Genomic DNA, 17871 nt, shown 5'->3' with positions numbered 1-17871 from the left:
GAGCCGCTCCGGTCCCGTGGAGGGGTCCTCGTTCGGACCTGCTTCCGAGGGGTCCTCGTACGGCTCCGGTCCCGAGGAGGAGTCCTCGTACGACACCGGGGACGCGGGCCGGTCCGCCTCCCCGGCCGGGGCCGGGGGCACGCGGTCGGCACCGACCCGGGCCGAGCGCCGGAGGCTGGCGCGGCGGGTCGCGCGGCGGCGTCGCAGGTCCAAGGTGGTCGAGATTCCCCTCCTGCTCGTGTTCGCGCTGCTCATAGCACTGTTCCTCAAGTCCTTCGTGGTCCAGGCCTTCGTGATCCCCTCCGGCTCCATGGAACGGACCATCCAGATCGGTGACCGCGTATTGGTCGACAAGATGACGCCGTGGTTCGACGCCGAGCCGCAGCGGGGCGACGTGGTGGTCTTCAAGGACCCCGGCGGCTGGCTGGGGGAGGGCGGGACGGTGGGCACCGGCACGGCGCCGGTCGGGATCCGGCAGGCGAAGGAGTTCCTCACCTTCATCGGACTGCTGCCCTCCGCCGACGAACAGGACCTGATCAAGCGGGTGGTCGCGGTCGGCGGGGACACCGTGAAGTGCTGCGGGAAGGACGGCCGGCTCACCGTCAACGGGGTGGCCGTCGACGAGCCCTACCTGAACCTTGGGGATGTGCCATCGGCCATCCAATTCGAGGTAAAGGTTCCCGAGGGCCGGATCTTCGTGATGGGCGACCACCGGTCCAATTCCGCCGACTCCCGCTACCACCTCGGCAACGGTTTCCACGGCACTGTGCCGCTCTCGGACGTCGTCGGGCGCGCCGTGGTCATCGCCTGGCCTGCGGGGAACTGGGCCACGCTGGGACAGCGCGACGCGTTCGCGGGGGTGCCGGACGCGGCGTCGGGAGCGTCGGCCGCGCCCCGTCTCTCGCATAGTGTGTCCCACCAGGATCCCTACGGAATGATCCCGCTCCCGACCCCTGCGGAACTCCCGCTCGTTATGGGAGTGACGGGCCTGCGTCGCATCCGGCGCGGGCGGTGGCACGGATTGAGGAGTGGATGTGGGGGATTTGGCGGTCGGCGCACGATCCGGACACGACGAACCCGAGGACCGGCCCGGACGGACCGGGGACCCCTCGGCGGCGACGGACCGGACGGGGGATGACGACGCCCCGGACGGCGCCGCCTCGGCCCCCAAGCAGCGTTCCTTCTGGAAGGAGCTGCCGCTCCTCATCGGGATCGCGCTCGTTCTGGCTCTGCTGATCAAGACCTTCCTGGTCCAGGCGTTCTCGATTCCCTCGGACTCCATGCAGGACACGCTCCAGCGAGGCGACCGGGTGCTGGTGGACAAGCTGACCCCGTGGTTCGGCTCCGAGCCGGAACGCGGCGAGGTCGTCGTCTTCCACGACCCCGGCGGCTGGCTGGAGGGCACCACCACGCCCGACCCGAACATCGCGCAGAAGTTCCTCAGCTTCATCGGGCTCATGCCCTCCGCCGAGGAGAAGGACCTGATCAAGCGGGTCATCGCGGTGGGTGGCGACACGGTGGAGTGCAAGCTGAACGGCCCCGTCACGGTCAACGGGAAGGCGCTGGAAGACAAGTCGTTCATCTACCCGGGCAACACCCCCTGCGACGACAAGCCGTTCGGCCCGATCAAGGTTCCGAAGGGCCGGATCTGGGTCATGGGAGACCACCGCCAGAACTCCCTGGACTCGCGCTACCACCAGAGCCTCCCGGGCCAGGGCACCGTCTCCGTGGACGACGTCGTGGGCCGTGCCGTACTGGTCGCCTGGCCCGTCAACCGCTGGGCGACGCTGCCCGTTCCCAGCACCTTCGACCAGCCCGGCCTGAACGCCGCGGCGGCGGCAGCGCCGGCCGCGCTCGGTGTGGCGGGGGCGCTGCCCCTGGTCTTCTGGCGTCGCAGGAGGCTGACCCGGGACCGTACCGACGGGTAGTGTGCCGACTCGGATCAGCGATTGTCGATCTCCGATGGGGGACGCTGGGATGAGTGGTGCAGGACGTACGGGAGACGGCCGCGGCCGGCTCGGCAATGTGCTGTCGGGCCTGGTCGTGGCCGTCGGCTGTGTGCTCTTCCTCGGCGGTTTCGCCTGGGCGGCGCTGGTGTACCGGCCGTACACCGTGCCGACCGGGTCGATGTCCCCGACCGTGGAGACCGGGGCCAAGGTGCTCGCGCAGCGGATCACCGGCGACGAGGTGCGGCGTGGCGACGTCGTGGTCTTCACCGACAAGGCCTGGAGCAACTCCCCGATGGTCAAGCGGGTCGTGGGGATCGGCGGCGACACGGTGGTCTGCTGCGACGCGAAGGGCCGTCTCACCGTCAACGACGAGCCGGTCGAGGAACCGTATCTGCGGACGCCGGCGGGTGCCGGGGGTGCCGTCGGCAGCCTCGGCGGTTCCAGTGACTCCACGTCGTCCGGCACCCCCTCGGCCTCCAGCGGCTCCACGTCGTCCGGCGACTCCAACGGCTCCGGACAGCTCGCTTCCACGGAGTTCAGCGCGGAGGTTCCCGAGGGCGAGCTCTTCCTGCTCGGCGACGACCGCGGGATCTCCCTGGACTCCCGCGTCCATCTGACGGACGAGGGACAGGGCTCGGTGCCCCGCGCCGCGGTCGAGGCACGGGTCGACGCGGTGGCCTGGCCGTCCGGGCACATGCTCGACCGGCCCGAGGGATTCGCCGGACTCCCCGGCGGCATCTCGTCCCAGGGGCCGCTGCCGCTCCAGCTCGGTGCCGTGGTGGCGGGTGTGGTGCTGATCCTGGCCGGCTGCGCCTACGGGCCGGTCGCCGCGTGGACGCGGCGCGGGAAGACCGCGAAGGCGAAGGCGGTGGCGGGTGTCCGCTGAGATCCGGACGGTCGCGCGAGTGGTGCTCCTCGACCCGCAGGACCGGATTCTGCTGATGCACGGTTTCGAGCCCGAGGACCCCGGCACCAGGTGGTGGTTCACGCCCGGCGGCGGGCTGGAGGGAGACGAGAGCCACGAGGAGGCCGCCCGCCGCGAGCTCGCGGAGGAGACCGGCATCACGGAGGTCGAACTCGGTCCGGTGCTCTGGAAGCGCAGATGTTCCTTCCCGTTCGACGGGCGCCGCTGGGAACAGGACGAGTCGTACTTTCTCGCGCGAACGGAACGGACCGCCACCGACCTGGGGGGCCTGACCGACCTGGAGCGGCGCAGTGTCACGGGTCTCAGGTGGTGGACTTCCGCCGAACTGCGGGCGACCCGTGAGACGGTGTACCCGACCAAGCTCGCCGAACTGCTGCGCAGGCTGCTCGACGAGGGTTCTCCGAGTGTTCCGCTGATTCTCGCCCCCGAAATCGCCTGAACGTCCGGGGGCGTCACCGGCTGCAGCACAATGGGGGAACGCACGGCTGAAGGGGACGCATGCCATGAGCGCCGAGGACCTCGAAAAGTACGAGACCGAGATGGAGCTGAAGCTCTACCGGGAGTACCGCGACGTCGTCGGTCTGTTCAAATTCGTGATCGAGACCGAACGTCGCTTCTACCTCACCAACGACTACGAGATGCAGGTGCACTCGGTCCAGGGGGAAGTGTTCTTCGAGGTGTCCATGGCGGATGCCTGGGTCTGGGACATGTACCGGCCGGCGAGATTCGTCAAGCAGGTGCGTGTACTGACCTTCAAGGACGTGAACATCGAGGAGCTCAACAAGAGCGACCTCGAACTGCCGGGAGGCTGACGGACCTCCTCGCGAGGGGGCCGGCCTTTTCGCAGGTGTGCGGAGCGGGCCGCAGGGTGTGCACGTCCGACGCGGGGTGCGCGCGGCGGCACTCGGAGTGTGCGACGCCGGACGCGGGCACGAGGCGGATCGTTTCCTCGGCCCGTCAACCGGGGTGACCCGGTCATCCTCAAGGATGGCCGGGTTTTCCACATCCGGGAAGTTGTCCACCAAGATCCACAAGGATCGGCCGCTCCGCGCAGAGTCGGTGCCGGAGGTGGTGCCGGATGAAGAACGCACGAGGGGCACTCGGGCGGTACGGCGAGGAGTTGGCGGCGCGGCTGCTGACCGACGCGGGGATGGCCGTGGTGGAGCGCAACTGGCGCTGCCGGGCCGGAGAGATCGACATCGTCGCGCGCGACGGAGACGCACTCGTCGTCTGCGAGGTGAAGACCCGCAGATCGACGGCGTACCAGCACCCGATGGCCGCGATCACCCCGGCCAAGGCGGAGCGGCTGCGGCAGCTCGCGGAGCTCTGGCTCGCCGCGCACGGGGGGCCGCCGAGGGGCGGCGTCCGCATCGACCTCGTCGGGGTGATCGTGCCCCGGCGGGGCGGCCCGGTCGCCGAGCACGCCCGGGGGGTGGCCTGAGATGGGCTTCGCGCGAGCCTGTTCCGTCGCCCTGGTCGGCGTGGAAGGCGTGGTGGTGGAGGTCCAGGCGGACCTGGAACCAGGGGTGGCGGCCTTCACGTTGGTCGGGCTGCCGGACAAGAGCCTGGTCGAGAGCAGGGACCGGGTCAGGGCGGCCGTCGTCAACTCCGGTGCCGAGTGGCCGCAGAAGAAGCTCACGGTCGGTCTCTCCCCGGCCTCCGTACCGAAGTCCGGCTCCGGGTTCGACCTCGCCGTCGCGTGCGCCGTACTCGGCGCCGCCGAGCGGATCGATCCGTCGGCGATCGCCGACGTCGTCATGATCGGCGAGCTGGGCCTGGACGGACGGGTGCGGCCGGTGCGCGGGGTGCTGCCCGCCGTCCTCGCCGCCGCCGAAGCGGGATACGACCACGTGGTGGTCCCGGAACAGACCGCCGGGGAGGCGGCACTGGTCCCGGGCGTCTCGGTTCTGGGCGTACGGAGCCTGCGCCAGCTGATCGCGATCCTGAGCGACGAACCCGTCCCCGACGAACCGGCGGGCCAGGTGAGCCGCCCCGACGCCCTGCTCGCCGGGCTGATGGTGCCCGGCTCCGGGTTCGGCGCGGGGCTCGCCCCGCCCGGCGGGCCGGACGGGCCGTACCGCAAGGACCTGCGGGACGTCGCCGGGCAGAACAGAGCGCGCAGGGCCCTGGAGATCGCCGCGGCGGGCGGACACCACCTGCTGCTCTCAGGCCCCCCTGGCGCGGGCAAGACGATGCTGGCCGAACGGCTGCCGGGCATCCTGCCACCGCTGACCCGGCGGGAAGCCCTGGAGGTGACGGCGGTGCACTCGGTGGCCGGAATCCTTCCGCCGGGCGAGCCGTTGGTGAGTGTCCCGCCGTACTGCGCCCCGCACCATTCGGCCACCATGCAGTCGCTCATCGGCGGCGGCAACGGGCTGCCGAGACCCGGCGCGGTCTCCCTGGCACATCGCGGGGTGCTGTTCATGGACGAGGCCCCCGAGTTCTCGGCCAGGGCTCTGGACGCCCTGCGCCAGCCCCTGGAGTCCGGACACGTCGTGGTGGCGCGGGCGGCGGGGGTGGTCAGACTGCCGGCGCGCTTCCTGATGGCGTTGGCGGCGAACCCGTGCCCCTGCGGCCGTCACAACCTGGGCGGGGCCGGATGCGAATGCCCGCCCGCGGTGGTCCGCCGCTACCAGGCCCGCCTCTCCGGACCGCTGCTCGACCGGGTGGACCTGCGGGTCGAGGTGGAGGCGGTCACCCGCGCGGACCTGGTGGAGGGAGGCGGCCGGGGCGAGTCGACCGCGGCCGTGGCCGCCCGCGTGCGGGAGGCCCGTGCGCGCGCCGCCGAGCGGCTGGCCGGCACGCCCTGGACCACCAACAGCGAGGTGCCGGGCCACGAGCTGCGGACCCGGCTGCTCGCCGCGCCCGGAGCGCTGACGGCCGCTGAACGCGACATGGAGCGGGGTGCCCTGACGGCGCGTGGGCTGGACCGCGTCCTGCGGGTCGCCTGGACCGTCGCGGACCTGCGCGGCGTGGACCGCCCGGACGCTTCGGACGTGGCCGTCGCCCTCGAGTTGCGCACCGGTGTCCAGCGCGGTGTGCCGATGAAGGCGCGTGCCTCGTGACCGGGGCGCCGTGGGTGCCCCGGCCGCAGGACCCGGAGGAGACGGAGCAGACGGGACCGGCATGGGGGCCCCGGCAACAGGACCGGCAGGAGACGGAGCAGCCGGGGAAAGCGGAGCAGTCGGGGAGGACGGAGGAGCCGGGGAGGACGGAGGAGCCGGGGAGGACGGAGGAGCCGGGGAGGACGGAGGAGCCGGGGAAGACGGAGAAGCCGGGGAAAGCGGAGGAGCCGGGGAAGCCGGGCAAGACGGAGCAGCCGGGGAAAGCGGAGCAGTCGGGGAGGACGGAGGAGCTGGGGAAGACGGAGGAGCCGGGGAAGCCGGGCAAGACGGAGGAGCCGGGGGAGGACGGCGCGGACGCGAGGACGCCCACGCCCCCGGAGCGCCCGGAACCTCCCGGGGGTCGCGGGCCGGACACCGAACGGCTGGCGCGGGCCGCGCTCACCAGGATCGTCGAACCCGGGGACGAGCGGGCCGGCCGGTGGCTGCGCGTGCACGGGGCCGTCGAGGTACTGCGCCGCCTGACCTCGTACGACGGGTCGCCCCAGACCCTGCCCGGGATGACGGCGGCCCGGCTCGCCGGATACCGCATGCGGGCCGCCGCGGCGGACCCCGAGCGGGACCTGGAGGCCATGATCCGGGCCGGAGGGCGGTTCGTCGTGCCGGGCGATCCGGAGTGGCCCGGGCAGCTGGACGACCTCGGCGACAGCCGCCCGGTGGGGCTGTGGATCCGGGGCGGCCCGGATCTGCGGCTCTGGGCGCTGCGCTCGGTCGCGGTGGTCGGCGCGCGGGCCTGTACTCCGTACGGCGCCCACATGGCGGCGACGCTGGGCGCGGGGCTGGCGGAGCGGGGCTGGGTGGTGGTCTCCGGAGCCGCCTTCGGCGTGGACGGCGCGGCGCACCGGGGAGCGCTGGCCGCCCAAGGTGCGACGGTGGCGGTCCTGGCGTGCGGGGTGGACGTTTCCTACCCGCGGGGCCACGCGGAGCTGATCGGCCGGATCGCACGGGAGGGACTGCTGGTGGGGGAGCTGCCACCGGGCACCCACCCGACCCGCAGCAGGTTCGTCCTCCGCAACAGGGTGATCGCCGCGCTGACCAGGGGCACGGTCGTGGTCGAGGCCGAATACCGCAGCGGCTCCCTGGTGACCGCCCGGGGCGCCCAGCGGCTCGGCCGCTTCACCATGGGCGTACCGGGGCCCGCGACCAGCGGACTGTCGGCCGGTGTCCACGAACTGCTGCGCGGCGAGGGGGTACTGGTCACCGACGCGGCCGAAGTGGCGGAACTGGTCGGCGACATCGGCGACCTCGCCCCGCTCCGCCGCGGGCCCGTGCTCCCACGCGACCTGCTGGGCCCGGTCGCCTCCGCGGTCCTGGAAGCGCTGCCCCGTGAAGGGACCACGCGGGTGCGCGACGTCGCCCGGTCCGCAGGGACGTCGGCCGACGAGACGCTCGCGCGACTGTACGAACTGCACTCTCTGGGGTTCGTCGAACGGGAGGGCGACACCTGGCGCCCGACGTCCGGGCCGAGACTCAACGACGATGCCCGGCGAGGCGGTACTTGACCTGGAGCATTCGGGTGAAAAGGTAAGCGGGGTGACCTACGGAGTACGTGCGGCGCCACTCCCGGGGCCGATGCGTACGGCTTCGGCCCCGGCCGTCCGGTACGCCCGGCGGCGGGAGCGCGCGCGGCACCCGTGCGCTCCACCCGCCCTTCTCCGACGCGCACCGCGAGGCCTCAGTCACGCTACGCTCACAGGTCTTCACTCCCCACAAGTCCCCAGTACTTCACGGCAGAACGGCTCAAGGCACCACATGCCCCAGCACACCTCCGGGTCTGACCGCGCGGCAGTACCACCCGCTGCGCGTGGCACTGTGCGGCCCTCCGCCCCTTCCTCCCTCGAAGAGTTGTGGCGTACGTACAAGTCCACGGGAGACGAGCGGCTGCGGGAGCAACTGATCCTGCACTACTCGCCGCTCGTCAAGTACGTCGCGGGCCGGGTCAGCGTGGGGCTCCCGTCCAACGTCGAGCAGGCGGACTTCGTGTCCTCGGGAGTCTTCGGACTGATCGACGCCATCGAGAAGTTCGACATCGAGCGGGCCATCAAGTTCGAGACGTACGCGATCACACGCATCCGGGGCGCGATGATCGACGAACTCCGGGCGCTGGACTGGATTCCGCGATCCGTCCGGCAGAAGGCGCGGAACGTCGAGCGCGCGTACGCCACGCTCGAAGCGCAACTGCGGCGCACTCCGTCGGAGTCCGAGGTCGCCGCCGAGATGGGGATCGCGCTGGAGGAACTGCACGCTGTTTTCAGCCAGTTGTCGCTGGCGAACGTGGTGGCCCTGGAGGAGCTGCTCCACGTGGGCGGGGAAGGCGGCAACCGGCTCAGCCTGATGGACACGCTGGAGGACACGGCTGCCGACGACCCGGTGGAGGTCGCCGAGGGCCGCGAGCTCAGACGCCTGCTCGCCCGCGCCATCAACACGCTCCCGGACCGCGAGAAGACCGTGGTCACGCTCTACTACTACGAGGGCCTCACCCTCGCCGAGATCGGCAACGTCCTCGGAGTCACCGAGAGCCGGGTCAGCCAGATCCACACCAAGTCGGTCCTCCAGCTGCGCGCGAAACTGGCCGACGCCGGCCGCTGACCGAATCCCCGGCCGCCTTTCCTCCCCGCCGGACGTCGAGGTCGGGCACTTCACGGGCGCACCCCCCGCCGTACAGTGGAGCCGTGCCCAGGATTCGAGCGGCCTCCGTGGCCGAGCACCGGACCATGCAGCGCGGCGCCCTCCTGGACGCCGCGCGCTCCCTGCTTTCCGAGGGCGGGACGGAGGCCTTGACCTTCCCCGCGCTCGCCGAACGCACGGGTCTCGCCAGGTCGTCGGTGTACGAGTACTTCCGTTCCCGCGCCGCCGTCGTCGAGGAACTCTGCGCGGTCGACTTCCCCGTGTGGGCGGCCGAGGTGGAGAACGCCATGGCCCGGGCCACCACGCCCGAGGAGAAGATCGAGGCGTACGTCCGCAAGCAGCTCGAACTGGTCGGGGACCGCCGCCACCGCGCCGTGGTCGCCATCTCCGCCAGCGAGCTCGACGCCGGCGCGCGCGAGAAGATCAGGGCCGCGCACGGCGGACTGATCACCATGATCGTCGAGGCCCTGGGCGACCTCGGGCACACCCAGCCGAGGCTGGCGGCGATGCTGCTCCAGGGCTCCGTCGACGCGGCGGTGCGCCGGATCGAGCTGGTCGTGGCCGAAGAGCCGGGTGTGATCGCCGAGACCGCCGTCGCCATGATCCTGCGCGGTGTACGGGGCTGAACCCGCCACTAGGGCGTGTATCGAAAGTCCCGCCTGTCCGGCGACGTCCGGCACGCACGCTCGCCGCGTTGTCGGGATCACCCCGATACATCCAGTATCGGGGCGACCCTCCGCCTTGCGATCGCACGCACCGGACGTCGCCGGACCCGCCCTCCGGGCGAACGGCGCCACTTTCGACACACGCCCTAGGCCTCTTCGGGCAGAGGGACGCCCGACACCGGCAGCAGCCGCGACGGGCCCCGCCCCAGCAGGGCGGACGGCAGCAGCGAGAGCGGGTCGAGGTAGGTGTCCCCGCGCCGCACACCCCAGTGGAGACACCCCCGCGTGCAGTGCGAAGGGCCCGCTTCCGTCACCGCCACCGGTGTGCCCGCCCGGACCTCGTCGCCGACGCGCACCGACGAGCGCACGGGTTCGTACGTGGTGCGCAGCGGCGGACCGCCGCTCCCCGCCACCTCCACGGTGAGGACCCCGCGCCCCGCCACCCGGCCCGCGAACGCGACGCGTCCGGCCGCGACCGCCAGGACCCGGGTGCCGGGCGGCGCGGCGAGGTCGACGCCCCGGTGACCGGGCGCGTACGGGCCGGCGGGCGGCTCCCAGCCCCGTACGACCACCGGCCGCCCCGCCAGGGGCCAGGACCGGGCGTCGGAGGCGTTGCCCGCCGGGGCGGGCACCTCGGCCGGCGGATCGCCCGGCGTGCGCGCCGACGCTCCGGCCGGAGCCTGGGCGCCCGGCACCAGAAAGCCGAGCGCCAGAAGACCGAGCACCAGAAGACCGAGTACCAGGAGCAGGGGAACGAGGCGGACCGCCCCCGGCACCCGCACGCGTCCCCGTGCCCGTGGCAGCCCCGGCACCCGCACGCGTCCCCGTCCCCGCGCCGCCCCCGGCACCCGCACGCGTCCCCGTGTCCGATCCCATGCTCGTGCCGGCCACGGCCACGGCCACGGCCCCGGCACCTGTGCCCGTGCCCTTGTCCGCACCCGCCTCCGCACCCGTGTCCGTACCGGCTTCCGTACCCCAGGGGGGAACGCGGTCGTCCGTGTCCGCTGCATGCCGGAACCCTCCCCCCGGAGGGCCGCTGCCGGGGGATCTTGGACCCCGGCTGTGGAGTACTCGCCGGTTGTGGACAACGCCGTCACCCGACACGCGAAGGGTCCCGTACACTTCTTGTGGCGACCCGGGTGACCGGGTCGACTTCGCACGCCCCGCCACCTCCCTCTCAGCGGACGGTGGCCGCGCCTCTCGGTCCTTCGTGGCACGGCGCGTGGGGCGTCAGGCGCGACAGCAATCCTGCGGTCGCGGAACCGAGTACCTCAAGGAGATGGCCATGGCCGTCGTCACGATGCGGGAGCTGCTGGAAAGCGGCGTCCACTTCGGTCACCAGACCCGTCGCTGGAACCCGAAGATGAAGCGCTTCATCTTCACCGAGCGCAACGGCATCTACATCATCGACCTGCTCCAGTCGCTGTCGTACATCGACCGCGCCTACGAGTTCGTCAAGGAGACCGTCGCGCACGGCGGCTCCATCATGTTCGTGGGTACGAAGAAGCAGGCCCAGGAGGCCATCGCCGAGCAGGCGACGCGCGTCGGCATGCCGTACGTCAACCAGCGTTGGCTCGGTGGCATGCTCACCAACTTCTCCACCGTCTACAAGCGCCTTCAGCGTCTGAAGGAGCTCGAGCTCATCGACTTCGAGGACGTGGCCGCCTCCGGCCTCACCAAGAAGGAGCTCCTGGTCCTCTCCCGCGAGAAGGCCAAGCTGGAGAAGACCCTCGGCGGCATCCGCGAGATGCAGAAGGTCCCCAGCGCCGTCTGGATCGTCGACACCAAGAAGGAGCACATCGCCGTCGGTGAGGCGCGCAAGCTCCACATCCCGGTCGTCGCGATCCTCGACACCAACTGCGACCCCGACGAGGTCGACTACAAGATCCCGGGCAACGACGACGCGATCCGCTCCGTCACCCTGCTCACCCGCGTGATCGCCGACGCCGTCGCCGAGGGCCTCATCGCCCGTTCCGGTGCCGCCACCGGTGACTCGAAGCCGGGCGAGAAGGCCGCCGGCGAGCCCCTCGCCGAGTGGGAGCGCGACCTGCTCGAGGGCGACAAGAAGGACGACGCCGAGGTCCAGGCCTCCGCCGAGACCGAGAAGGCCGCGGACGCCGAGCCGGCCGAGGCCGCCGCCGAGACTGCCGAGGCCTCCGCCGAGACCGCCGAGGTCGAGGCTGCCGCCGAGACCGAGCAGGCCTGACACCTCCGTCACGGCTGACTGACGGCGGGGGCCGGTGCCATGCGCACCGCCCCCGCCGTTGACCCGTAGATCTTTCAGACTTCGAGAGAGAAACACAGACTCATGGCGAACTACACCGCCGCTGACGTCAAGAAGCTCCGCGAGCTCACCGGCGCCGGCATGATGGACTGCAAGAAGGCGCTCGACGAGGCCGACGGCAGTGTCGACAAGGCCGTCGAGGCGCTCCGTATCAAGGGCCAGAAGGGCGTCGCCAAGCGCGAGGGCCGCTCTGCCGAGAACGGTGCGGTCGTCTCGCTCATCTCCGACGACAAGACCTCCGGCGTTCTGCTCGAGCTGAAGTGCGAGACCGACTTCGTCGCCAAGGGCGAGAAGTTCCAGGCCGTCGCCAACACGCTCGCCGCGCACGTCGCCGCGACCTCCCCGGCCGACCTGGCCGCGCTGCTCGCCTCCGAGATCGAGGCCGGCAAGACCGTCCAGGCGTACGTGGACGAGGCCAACGCCAACCTCGGCGAGAAGATCGTCCTGGACCGCTTCGCGCAGTTCACCGGCGGTTACGTGGCTGCGTACATGCACCGCACCATGCCCGACCTCCCGCCGCAGGTCGGCGTGCTCGTCGAGCTGGACAAGCCGAACGCCGAGGTCGCCAAGGACGTCGCGCAGCACATCGCCGCCTTCGCCCCGAAGTACCTCAGCCGCGACGAGGTCCCGGCCGAGACGGTCGAGAACGAGCGTCGTGTCGCCGAGGCCACCTCGCGCGAGGAGGGCAAGCCCGAGGCCGCCCTCCCGAAGATCGTCGAGGGTCGCGTCAACGGCTTCTTCAAGGATGTCGTCGTCGTGGAGCAGTCCTTCGCCAAGGACGCCAAGAAGACGGTTCAGAAGGTTCTCGACGAGGCCGGTGTCTCCCTGAAGCGCTTCACGCGCATCAAGGTCGGCATCTGAGTCCCGTCCGCGAATGACGGTGGACCCGGATAGGGTCTGATGCAGTCGTCGGCCGCACACCTGCCGAGCGACCGCAGATCTGACGAGGAGGCCATTGCCGCAGAGGGACACCAGACCCACCGGCAATGGCCTTCTTCGTATGTGCACGAGGAGAATTTCCATGGACAAGGGCGCGGACGCCAAACAGGTTGACCACAAGCGCGACGAGAAGGTGTCCGGACGCTTCATGCTGAAGCTGTCCGGCGAGGCCTTCGCCGGTGGCGGCGGACTCGGAGTCGATCCCGACGTCGTGCACGCCATCGCCCGCGAGATCGCCGCAGTGGTGCGCGACGGTGCGGAGATCGCCGTCGTGATCGGCGGCGGCAACTTCTTCCGCGGCGCCGAGCTCCAGCAGCGCGGCATGGACCGGGCCCGGTCCGACTACATGGGCATGCTCGGCACCGTGATGAACTGCCTGGCGCTCCAGGACTTCCTGGAGAAGGAGGGCATCGACTCGCGCGTACAGACCGCCATCACCATGGGCCAGGTCGCCGAGCCGTACATTCCCCTCCGTGCCGTTCGCCACCTGGAGAAGGGGCGCGTCGTGATCTTCGGCGCCGGCATGGGCATGCCGTACTTCTCCACCGACACCACCGCTGCCCAGCGGGCCCTGGAGATCGACGCCGAGGCGCTCCTGATGGGCAAGAACGGCGTCGACGGGGTCTACGACTCCGACCCGAAGACCAACCCCGGCGCGGTGAAGTTCGACGCGCTGGAGTACAGCGAGGTGCTCGCCCGCGATCTGAAGATCGCCGACGCCACCGCGATCACGCTCTGCCGCGACAACCGGCTCCCGATCCTGGTCTTCGAACTGACCGCCGCGGGCAATATCGCCCGCGCCGTCAACGGTGAGAAGATCGGCACGCTCGTGAGTGACGAGAGCACCCGGGCCTGACGGCCCACGGATGGACAACGGCCTGCCGGTCGGACACCGTGCAGGTGAGGACGCGACGCAGGACCCGCAGGGCCCGGCGATGACGATGCCGGGCCCACTCAAGACACGCAGGAGCACGTGGTGATCGAAGAAATCCTCCTCGAAGCCGAGGAGAAGATGGAGAAGGCCGTTGTCGTGGCGAAAGAGGACTTCGCCGCGATCCGGACCGGCCGCGCGCACCCGGCGATGTTCAACAAGATCGTCGCCGACTACTACGGCGCGCTGACCCCGATCAATCAGCTGGCCTCCTTCTCGGTTCCCGAGCCGCGGATGGCCGTGGTGACGCCGTTCGACAAGACCGCGCTGCGCAACATCGAGCAGGCGATCCGCGACTCCGACCTGGGCGTCAACCCCAGCAACGACGGCAATATCATCCGGGTGGTCTTCCCCGAGCTCACCCAGGACCGCCGCAAGGAGTACATCAAGGTCGCCAAGACGAAGGCCGAGGACTCCAAGATCTCGATCCGCTCCATCCGCCGCAAGGCGAAGGAGACGCTCGACAAGCTCGTCAAGGACAAGGAGTCCGGCGAGGACGAGGTGCGCCGCGCGGAGAAGGAGCTCGACGACACCACCGCGAAGTACGTCACGCAGGTGGACGAGCTGCTGAAGCACAAGGAAGCCGAGCTGCTCGAAGTCTGATGAACGACTCCTCCTGGGGCGCCCCGCAGGGAGCCGGTTACTGGGGCACGTCCGAGATCGGGGCCGCTCCGGCGGGTCCTGCCCACGATGCGCACGGCGCCCAGCAGACTCGGCCCATGCCCATCGTGCCGGACACTCCCGACGCAGGTAGAGACGACGCAGACGACCACGACGGCCGGGACGGGGACGCCACGCACATCAGTGGCCCCCTGTTCCGCGACGAGGTGCCGCAGGCGCCCGCGCCCACCCCGCAGGCACCCGCGCCCGCCCCGCCCCCCGCTCCGCAGAAGAAGCGGGCGGGGCGTGACCTGCGGGCGGCCATAGGGGTCGGCGTGGGCCTCGGCGCCGTCGTCATCGCCTCGCTGTTCGTCGTGAAGGCCGTCTTCGTCGGCGTCATCGCCGTCGCCGTCGTCGTCGGCCTCTGGGAACTCACCTCCCGGCTGGCCGAGCGGAAGTCGATCAAGGCTCCGCTCGTCCCGCTCGCGGTGGGCGGCGCCGCCATGGTCGTGGCCGGCTACGAGTGGGGGGCGGACGGCGCCTGGATCGCGATGGCGCTCACCTCGCTCGCCGTACTCGTCGGGCGGATGACCGAGAAGCCGGAGGGATACCTGCGGGACGTCACCGCGGGTGTCTTCGCCGCGTTCTACGTACCGTTCCTGGCCACGTTCGTCGCGCTGATGCTGGCCGCGGACGACGGAGCGTGGCGGGTGCTGACCTTCCTGATACTGACCGTGGTCAGCGACACCGGCGCGTACGCGGTCGGCTGGCGGTTCGGCAAGCACAAGCTCGCCCCGCGCATCAGCCCCGGAAAGACCCGCGAAGGCCTGTTCGGGGCCATCGCCTTCGCGATGGTGGGCGGCGCGCTGTGCGTGCAGTTCCTGATCGACGACGGCACCTGGTGGCAGGGTCTGCTGCTCGGACTGGCGGTCGCCGCCAGCGCCACCCTCGGCGACCTCGGCGAGTCCATGATCAAGCGCGATCTCGGCATCAAGGACATGGGCACGCTGTTGCCCGGTCACGGCGGGATCATGGACCGGCTGGACTCGCTCCTGCCGACCGCTCCGGTGGTCTGGCTGCTCCTGGTGCTGTTCGTCGGCAGCGGCTGAGGTTTCAGGCGATACGTTCCGGCTGCGGTCCACGGGCCGTGCCCCACCGGCCGGAACGCTTCCGCCCACCGTGCTCCACCTGCGTCCTTACGCGTCGAGGGCCCGCTGTCCACAGGACGGCGGGCCCTTCCCGTCGCGTCTGCGACACTGGAAGAACCATGCCTAAGCCCGGAGAACTCACTTTCGTCGCGCCCCGCGGAGCCAAGAAGCCCCCGCGCCACCTCGCCGACCTCACGCCCGCCGAGCGCAAGGAAGCAGTCGCCGCGACCGGCGAGAAGCCGTTCCGCGCGCAGCAGCTCTCGCAGCACTACTTCGCGCGGTACGCGCACGATCCGTCGGAGTGGACGAACATCCCCGCAGGATCGCGGGACAAGCTCGCGGAAGCGCTGTTCCCGGACCTCATGTCGGTGGTCCGCCACATCAGCTGCGACGACGACACCACCCGCAAAACGCTCTGGAAGCTGCACGACGGGACGCTGGTCGAGTCCGTCCTCATGCGCTACCCCGAGCGCGTGACGATGTGCATCTCGTCACAGGCCGGCTGCGGGATGAACTGCCCGTTCTGCGCGACCGGACAGGCCGGTCTCGACCGGAACCTCTCCACCGCCGAGATCGTGCACCAGATCGTGGACGGTATGCGGGCGCTGCGCGACGGCGAGGTGCCGGGCGGGCCCGCGCGCCTCTCCAACATCGTCTTCATGGGGATGGGGGAGCCGCTGGCCAACTACAACCGCGTCGTCGGCGCCATCCGCCGGCTGACCGACCCGGAGCCGGACGGCCTGGGCCTCTCCCAGCGCGGCATCACCGTCTCCACGGTGGGCCTGGTGCCCGCCATGCTGCGCTTCGCGGACGAGGGCTTCAAGTGCCGTCTCGCCGTCTCGCTGCACGCCCCGGACGACGAGCTCCGGGACACCCTCGTGCCCGTGAACACCCGCTGGAAGGTCCGCGAGGTGCTCGACGCCGCGTGGGAGTACGCCGAGAAGTCCGGCCGCCGGATCTCCATCGAGTACGCCCTGATCCGCGACATCAACGACCAGGCGTGGCGGGGCGACCGGCTCGGCCGGCTGCTCAAGGGCAAGCGGGTGCACGTCAACCTCATCCCGCTCAACCCGACGCCCGGCTCGAAGTGGACCGCCTCCCGCCCCGAGGACGAGAAGGCGTTCGTGGAGGCCATCGCCGCCCACGGAGTGCCCGTCACGGTGCGCGACACCCGTGGCCAGGAGATCGACGGGGCCTGCGGACAGCTGGCCGCCGCCGAGCGCTGAGCAAACCCCTTCGGGATGCCCCGGTCGGTCGGCCGCTGTCGGTCCGACCGGGGCAAAGCCCCCGCACAGGGTCCGTGTAGCCTGGCCCCCGCATTCAACTTCATATTCCGACAGGGGAGCGCCACAGCGCTGAGAGTGCGGCACCGGTGAACGGATGGCCGCAGACCCTCTGAACCTCGCCCGGGTCATTCCGGGTAGGAAGTTCGGTCATTACTCAAGCTGTTGCGCCCTGCCCGCTTCCGGAATCCGCCGGAGCGCGCGGGGCCGCGTCTCTTCCTGGTCACCTCCAGGAGGAACCACATGCACACCACGACGAAGTACGCGGCGACCGCGCTCGCCGCCGCACTCGGCGTCACCGCACTCGCCGGCTGCGGAAGCTCCGACGACGACACGTCCGGCTCGGGCGCCTCCAAGGGCTCCACGACCGTCACCCTGGTCAGTCACGACTCGTTCACCGCCTCGGACGACGTGCTCAAGGAGTTCACGAAGGAGACCGGCTACACGGTCAAGGTCCTCAAGAGCGGCGACGCAGGAGCGGCCCTCAACCAGGAGATCCTCACCAAGGGCTCCCCGCGCGGCGACGTCTTCTTCGGCGTCGACAACACGCTGCTCTCCCGCGCCCTCGACCAGGGCCTCTTCACCCCCTACAAGGCGAAGGGACTGGACGACGTCTCGGCCGACACCCAGCTCGACGCCAAGCACCGGGTCACGCCAGTCGACACCGGCGACATCTGCGTCAACTACGACAAGAAGTACTTCGCCGACAAGAAGCTGGACCCGCCGCAGTCCTTCGCGGACCTGCTGAAGCCCGCGTACAAGAACCTCCTGGTCACCGAGAACGCCGCCACCTCCTCGCCCGGCCTCGGCTTCCTGCTCGGCACCGTCGCCGACTCCGGCGAGAAGGGCTACCAGGACTACTGGAAGAAGCTGAAGGCCAACGGCGTCAAGGTCGTCGACGGCTGGGAGCAGGCGTACAACGAGGAGTTCTCGGGCTCCGCGGGCGGCAAGAAGGCGAACGCGGACCGCCCGCTCGTCGTCTCCTACGCCTCCAGCCCGCCGGCCGAGGTCTACTACGCCGACCCGCAGCCGGCCGAGGCCCCCACCGGCGTCGCCACCGCGACCTGCTTCCGCCAGATCGAGTTCGCCGGTCTGCTGGACGGGGCGAAGAACGAGGCCGGCGGCAAGGCACTGCTGGACTTCCTGATCAGCAGGACGTTCCAGGAGGACATGCCGCTCCAGATGTTCGTCGACCCCGTCCTCAAGGACGCGAAGCCGCCGGAGGTCTACACCAAGTTCGGCGCCACCGTGGACAAGCCGTTCACCGTGGCCCCCGAGGAGATCGCCGCCAACCGTGAGCAGTGGGTCCGGACCTGGACCTCGCTCGTCGTGAAGTGACGAAGCCCCCCGTGCCGAAGACAGCCGGACCCGCCGCGCGCCCCCGCACCACCACCACC

General features: G+C 70.8%; 18 protein-coding genes and 1 riboswitch. Of the genes, 17 read left to right on the top strand and 1 reads right to left on the bottom strand.

Features of this window, described 5'->3' with window-relative positions:
- The first annotated feature begins 16 nt into the window (after positions 1-16).
- The 10 genes from lepB (ACFZAX_RS17230) to ACFZAX_RS17185 all read left to right on the top strand — a co-directional run bounded on the left by lepB (ACFZAX_RS17230) (position 17) and on the right by ACFZAX_RS17185 (position 9250).
- Positions 17-1138 (top strand): signal peptidase I, encoded by a 1122-nt coding sequence (lepB, locus tag ACFZAX_RS17230; protein ID WP_390962401.1) that lies wholly within the window; start codon positions 17-19, stop codon positions 1136-1138.
- The gene (gene lepB / locus ACFZAX_RS17225) at positions 1044-1928 is read left to right on the top strand and encodes a signal peptidase I (protein ID WP_390962600.1); all 885 of its coding nucleotides are present in this window, start codon (positions 1044-1046) and stop codon (positions 1926-1928) included. The genes lepB (ACFZAX_RS17230) and lepB (ACFZAX_RS17225) overlap by 95 nt, the downstream gene beginning before the upstream one ends.
- 49 nt (positions 1929-1977) lie before the next feature.
- Complete coding sequence (lepB, locus tag ACFZAX_RS17220; protein WP_390962399.1) at positions 1978-2835, top strand: signal peptidase I; 858 nt, start codon at positions 1978-1980, stop codon at positions 2833-2835.
- Positions 2825-3313 carry an NUDIX domain-containing protein gene (locus ACFZAX_RS17215; RefSeq protein ID WP_390962397.1) on the top strand — a complete coding sequence of 163 codons (489 nt, stop codon included), beginning with the start codon at positions 2825-2827 and terminating at the stop codon, positions 3311-3313. Before lepB (ACFZAX_RS17220) ends, ACFZAX_RS17215 begins: the two co-directional genes overlap by 11 nt.
- A 64-nt stretch (positions 3314-3377) precedes the next feature.
- Positions 3378-3686, top strand: a complete 309-nt coding sequence (locus ACFZAX_RS17210; RefSeq protein WP_043444228.1) for a DUF2469 domain-containing protein — start codon at positions 3378-3380, stop codon at positions 3684-3686.
- A gap of 266 nt (positions 3687-3952) precedes the next feature.
- Positions 3953-4315 carry a YraN family protein gene (locus ACFZAX_RS17205; RefSeq protein ID WP_390962395.1) on the top strand — a complete coding sequence of 121 codons (363 nt, stop codon included), beginning with the start codon at positions 3953-3955 and terminating at the stop codon, positions 4313-4315.
- 1 nt (position 4316) lies between these two features.
- Positions 4317-5939: an ATP-binding protein gene (locus tag ACFZAX_RS17200; protein ID WP_390962393.1), complete on the top strand. Its 1623-nt coding sequence runs from the start codon at positions 4317-4319 to the stop codon at positions 5937-5939.
- A 446-nt stretch (positions 5940-6385) separates the two neighbouring features.
- Positions 6386-7498 (top strand): DNA-processing protein DprA, encoded by a 1113-nt coding sequence (gene dprA / locus ACFZAX_RS17195; RefSeq protein ID WP_390962598.1) that lies wholly within the window; start codon positions 6386-6388, stop codon positions 7496-7498.
- A gap of 250 nt (positions 7499-7748) precedes the next feature.
- Positions 7749-8585, top strand: coding sequence for an RNA polymerase sigma factor WhiG (gene whiG, locus ACFZAX_RS17190; RefSeq protein WP_327178240.1), 837 nt, complete (start codon positions 7749-7751; stop codon positions 8583-8585).
- A gap of 107 nt (positions 8586-8692) precedes the next feature.
- A complete protein-coding gene (locus ACFZAX_RS17185) occupies positions 8693-9250 on the top strand; it encodes a helix-turn-helix domain-containing protein (protein WP_327180181.1) in 558 nt (185 codons plus the stop codon).
- Positions 9251-9435: 185 nt separating this feature from the next.
- On the opposite strand, the gene ACFZAX_RS17180 is transcribed toward ACFZAX_RS17185, so the two are convergent.
- Positions 9436-10065 (bottom strand): peptidoglycan DD-metalloendopeptidase family protein, encoded by a 630-nt coding sequence (locus tag ACFZAX_RS17180; RefSeq protein WP_390962391.1) that lies wholly within the window; start codon positions 10063-10065, stop codon positions 9436-9438.
- Positions 10066-10574: 509 nt separating this feature from the next.
- Here ACFZAX_RS17180 and rpsB point away from each other — a divergent pair.
- From rpsB to ACFZAX_RS17145, 7 genes are all read left to right on the top strand, one after another.
- On the top strand, positions 10575-11495 hold the full coding sequence (rpsB, locus tag ACFZAX_RS17175) for a 30S ribosomal protein S2 (RefSeq protein ID WP_390962389.1): 921 nt from the start codon (positions 10575-10577) through the stop codon (positions 11493-11495).
- A 102-nt stretch (positions 11496-11597) separates the two neighbouring features.
- Positions 11598-12434 carry a translation elongation factor Ts gene (tsf, locus tag ACFZAX_RS17170; protein ID WP_386894062.1) on the top strand — a complete coding sequence of 279 codons (837 nt, stop codon included), beginning with the start codon at positions 11598-11600 and terminating at the stop codon, positions 12432-12434.
- A 160-nt stretch (positions 12435-12594) separates the two neighbouring features.
- Positions 12595-13368 carry a UMP kinase gene (gene pyrH, locus ACFZAX_RS17165; protein ID WP_327178243.1) on the top strand — a complete coding sequence of 258 codons (774 nt, stop codon included), beginning with the start codon at positions 12595-12597 and terminating at the stop codon, positions 13366-13368.
- Positions 13369-13488: 120 nt separating this feature from the next.
- Complete coding sequence (frr, locus tag ACFZAX_RS17160; RefSeq protein WP_390962387.1) at positions 13489-14046, top strand: ribosome recycling factor; 558 nt, start codon at positions 13489-13491, stop codon at positions 14044-14046.
- Positions 14046-15152, top strand: coding sequence for a phosphatidate cytidylyltransferase (locus ACFZAX_RS17155; protein ID WP_390962385.1), 1107 nt, complete (start codon positions 14046-14048; stop codon positions 15150-15152). Before frr ends, ACFZAX_RS17155 begins: the two co-directional genes overlap by 1 nt.
- 158 nt (positions 15153-15310) lie before the next feature.
- Positions 15311-16417 carry a 23S rRNA (adenine(2503)-C(2))-methyltransferase RlmN gene (gene rlmN, locus ACFZAX_RS17150; protein ID WP_327178246.1) on the top strand — a complete coding sequence of 369 codons (1107 nt, stop codon included), beginning with the start codon at positions 15311-15313 and terminating at the stop codon, positions 16415-16417.
- A gap of 102 nt (positions 16418-16519) precedes the next feature.
- A riboswitch (TPP riboswitch) is annotated at positions 16520-16636 on the top strand.
- 81 nt (positions 16637-16717) lie between these two features.
- Positions 16718-17812, top strand: a complete 1095-nt coding sequence (locus tag ACFZAX_RS17145; protein ID WP_390962383.1) for a thiamine ABC transporter substrate-binding protein — start codon at positions 16718-16720, stop codon at positions 17810-17812.
- Positions 17813-17871 lie beyond the last annotated feature (59 nt).

The organism is Streptomyces sp. NPDC008125 (assembly GCF_042957125.1).
Classification (GTDB): Bacteria; Actinomycetota; Actinomycetes; order Streptomycetales; family Streptomycetaceae; genus Streptomyces.
The sequence above is the reverse complement of the archived record's forward strand: the minus strand, read 5'-3'. Positions and strand labels throughout refer to the sequence as shown.

Excerpts from the sequence above, each read along its gene's own strand:
- lepB (WP_390962399.1), top strand. The coding sequence starts at position 1,978 with ATGAGTGGTGCAGGACGTACGGGAGACGGCCGCGGCCGGCTCGGCAAT.
- ACFZAX_RS17210 (WP_043444228.1), top strand. The coding sequence starts at position 3,378 with ATGAGCGCCGAGGACCTCGAAAAGTACGAGACCGAGATGGAGCTGAAG.
- ACFZAX_RS17205 (WP_390962395.1), top strand. The coding sequence starts at position 3,953 with ATGAAGAACGCACGAGGGGCACTCGGGCGGTACGGCGAGGAGTTGGCG.
- ACFZAX_RS17200 (WP_390962393.1), top strand. The coding sequence starts at position 4,317 with ATGGGCTTCGCGCGAGCCTGTTCCGTCGCCCTGGTCGGCGTGGAAGGC.
- whiG (WP_327178240.1), top strand. The coding sequence starts at position 7,749 with ATGCCCCAGCACACCTCCGGGTCTGACCGCGCGGCAGTACCACCCGCT.
- rpsB (WP_390962389.1), top strand. The coding sequence starts at position 10,575 with ATGGCCGTCGTCACGATGCGGGAGCTGCTGGAAAGCGGCGTCCACTTC.
- tsf (WP_386894062.1), top strand. The coding sequence starts at position 11,598 with ATGGCGAACTACACCGCCGCTGACGTCAAGAAGCTCCGCGAGCTCACC.
- pyrH (WP_327178243.1), top strand. The coding sequence starts at position 12,595 with ATGGACAAGGGCGCGGACGCCAAACAGGTTGACCACAAGCGCGACGAG.
- ACFZAX_RS17155 (WP_390962385.1), top strand. The coding sequence starts at position 14,046 with ATGAACGACTCCTCCTGGGGCGCCCCGCAGGGAGCCGGTTACTGGGGC.
- rlmN (WP_327178246.1), top strand. The coding sequence starts at position 15,311 with ATGCCTAAGCCCGGAGAACTCACTTTCGTCGCGCCCCGCGGAGCCAAG.
- ACFZAX_RS17145 (WP_390962383.1), top strand. The coding sequence starts at position 16,718 with ATGCACACCACGACGAAGTACGCGGCGACCGCGCTCGCCGCCGCACTC.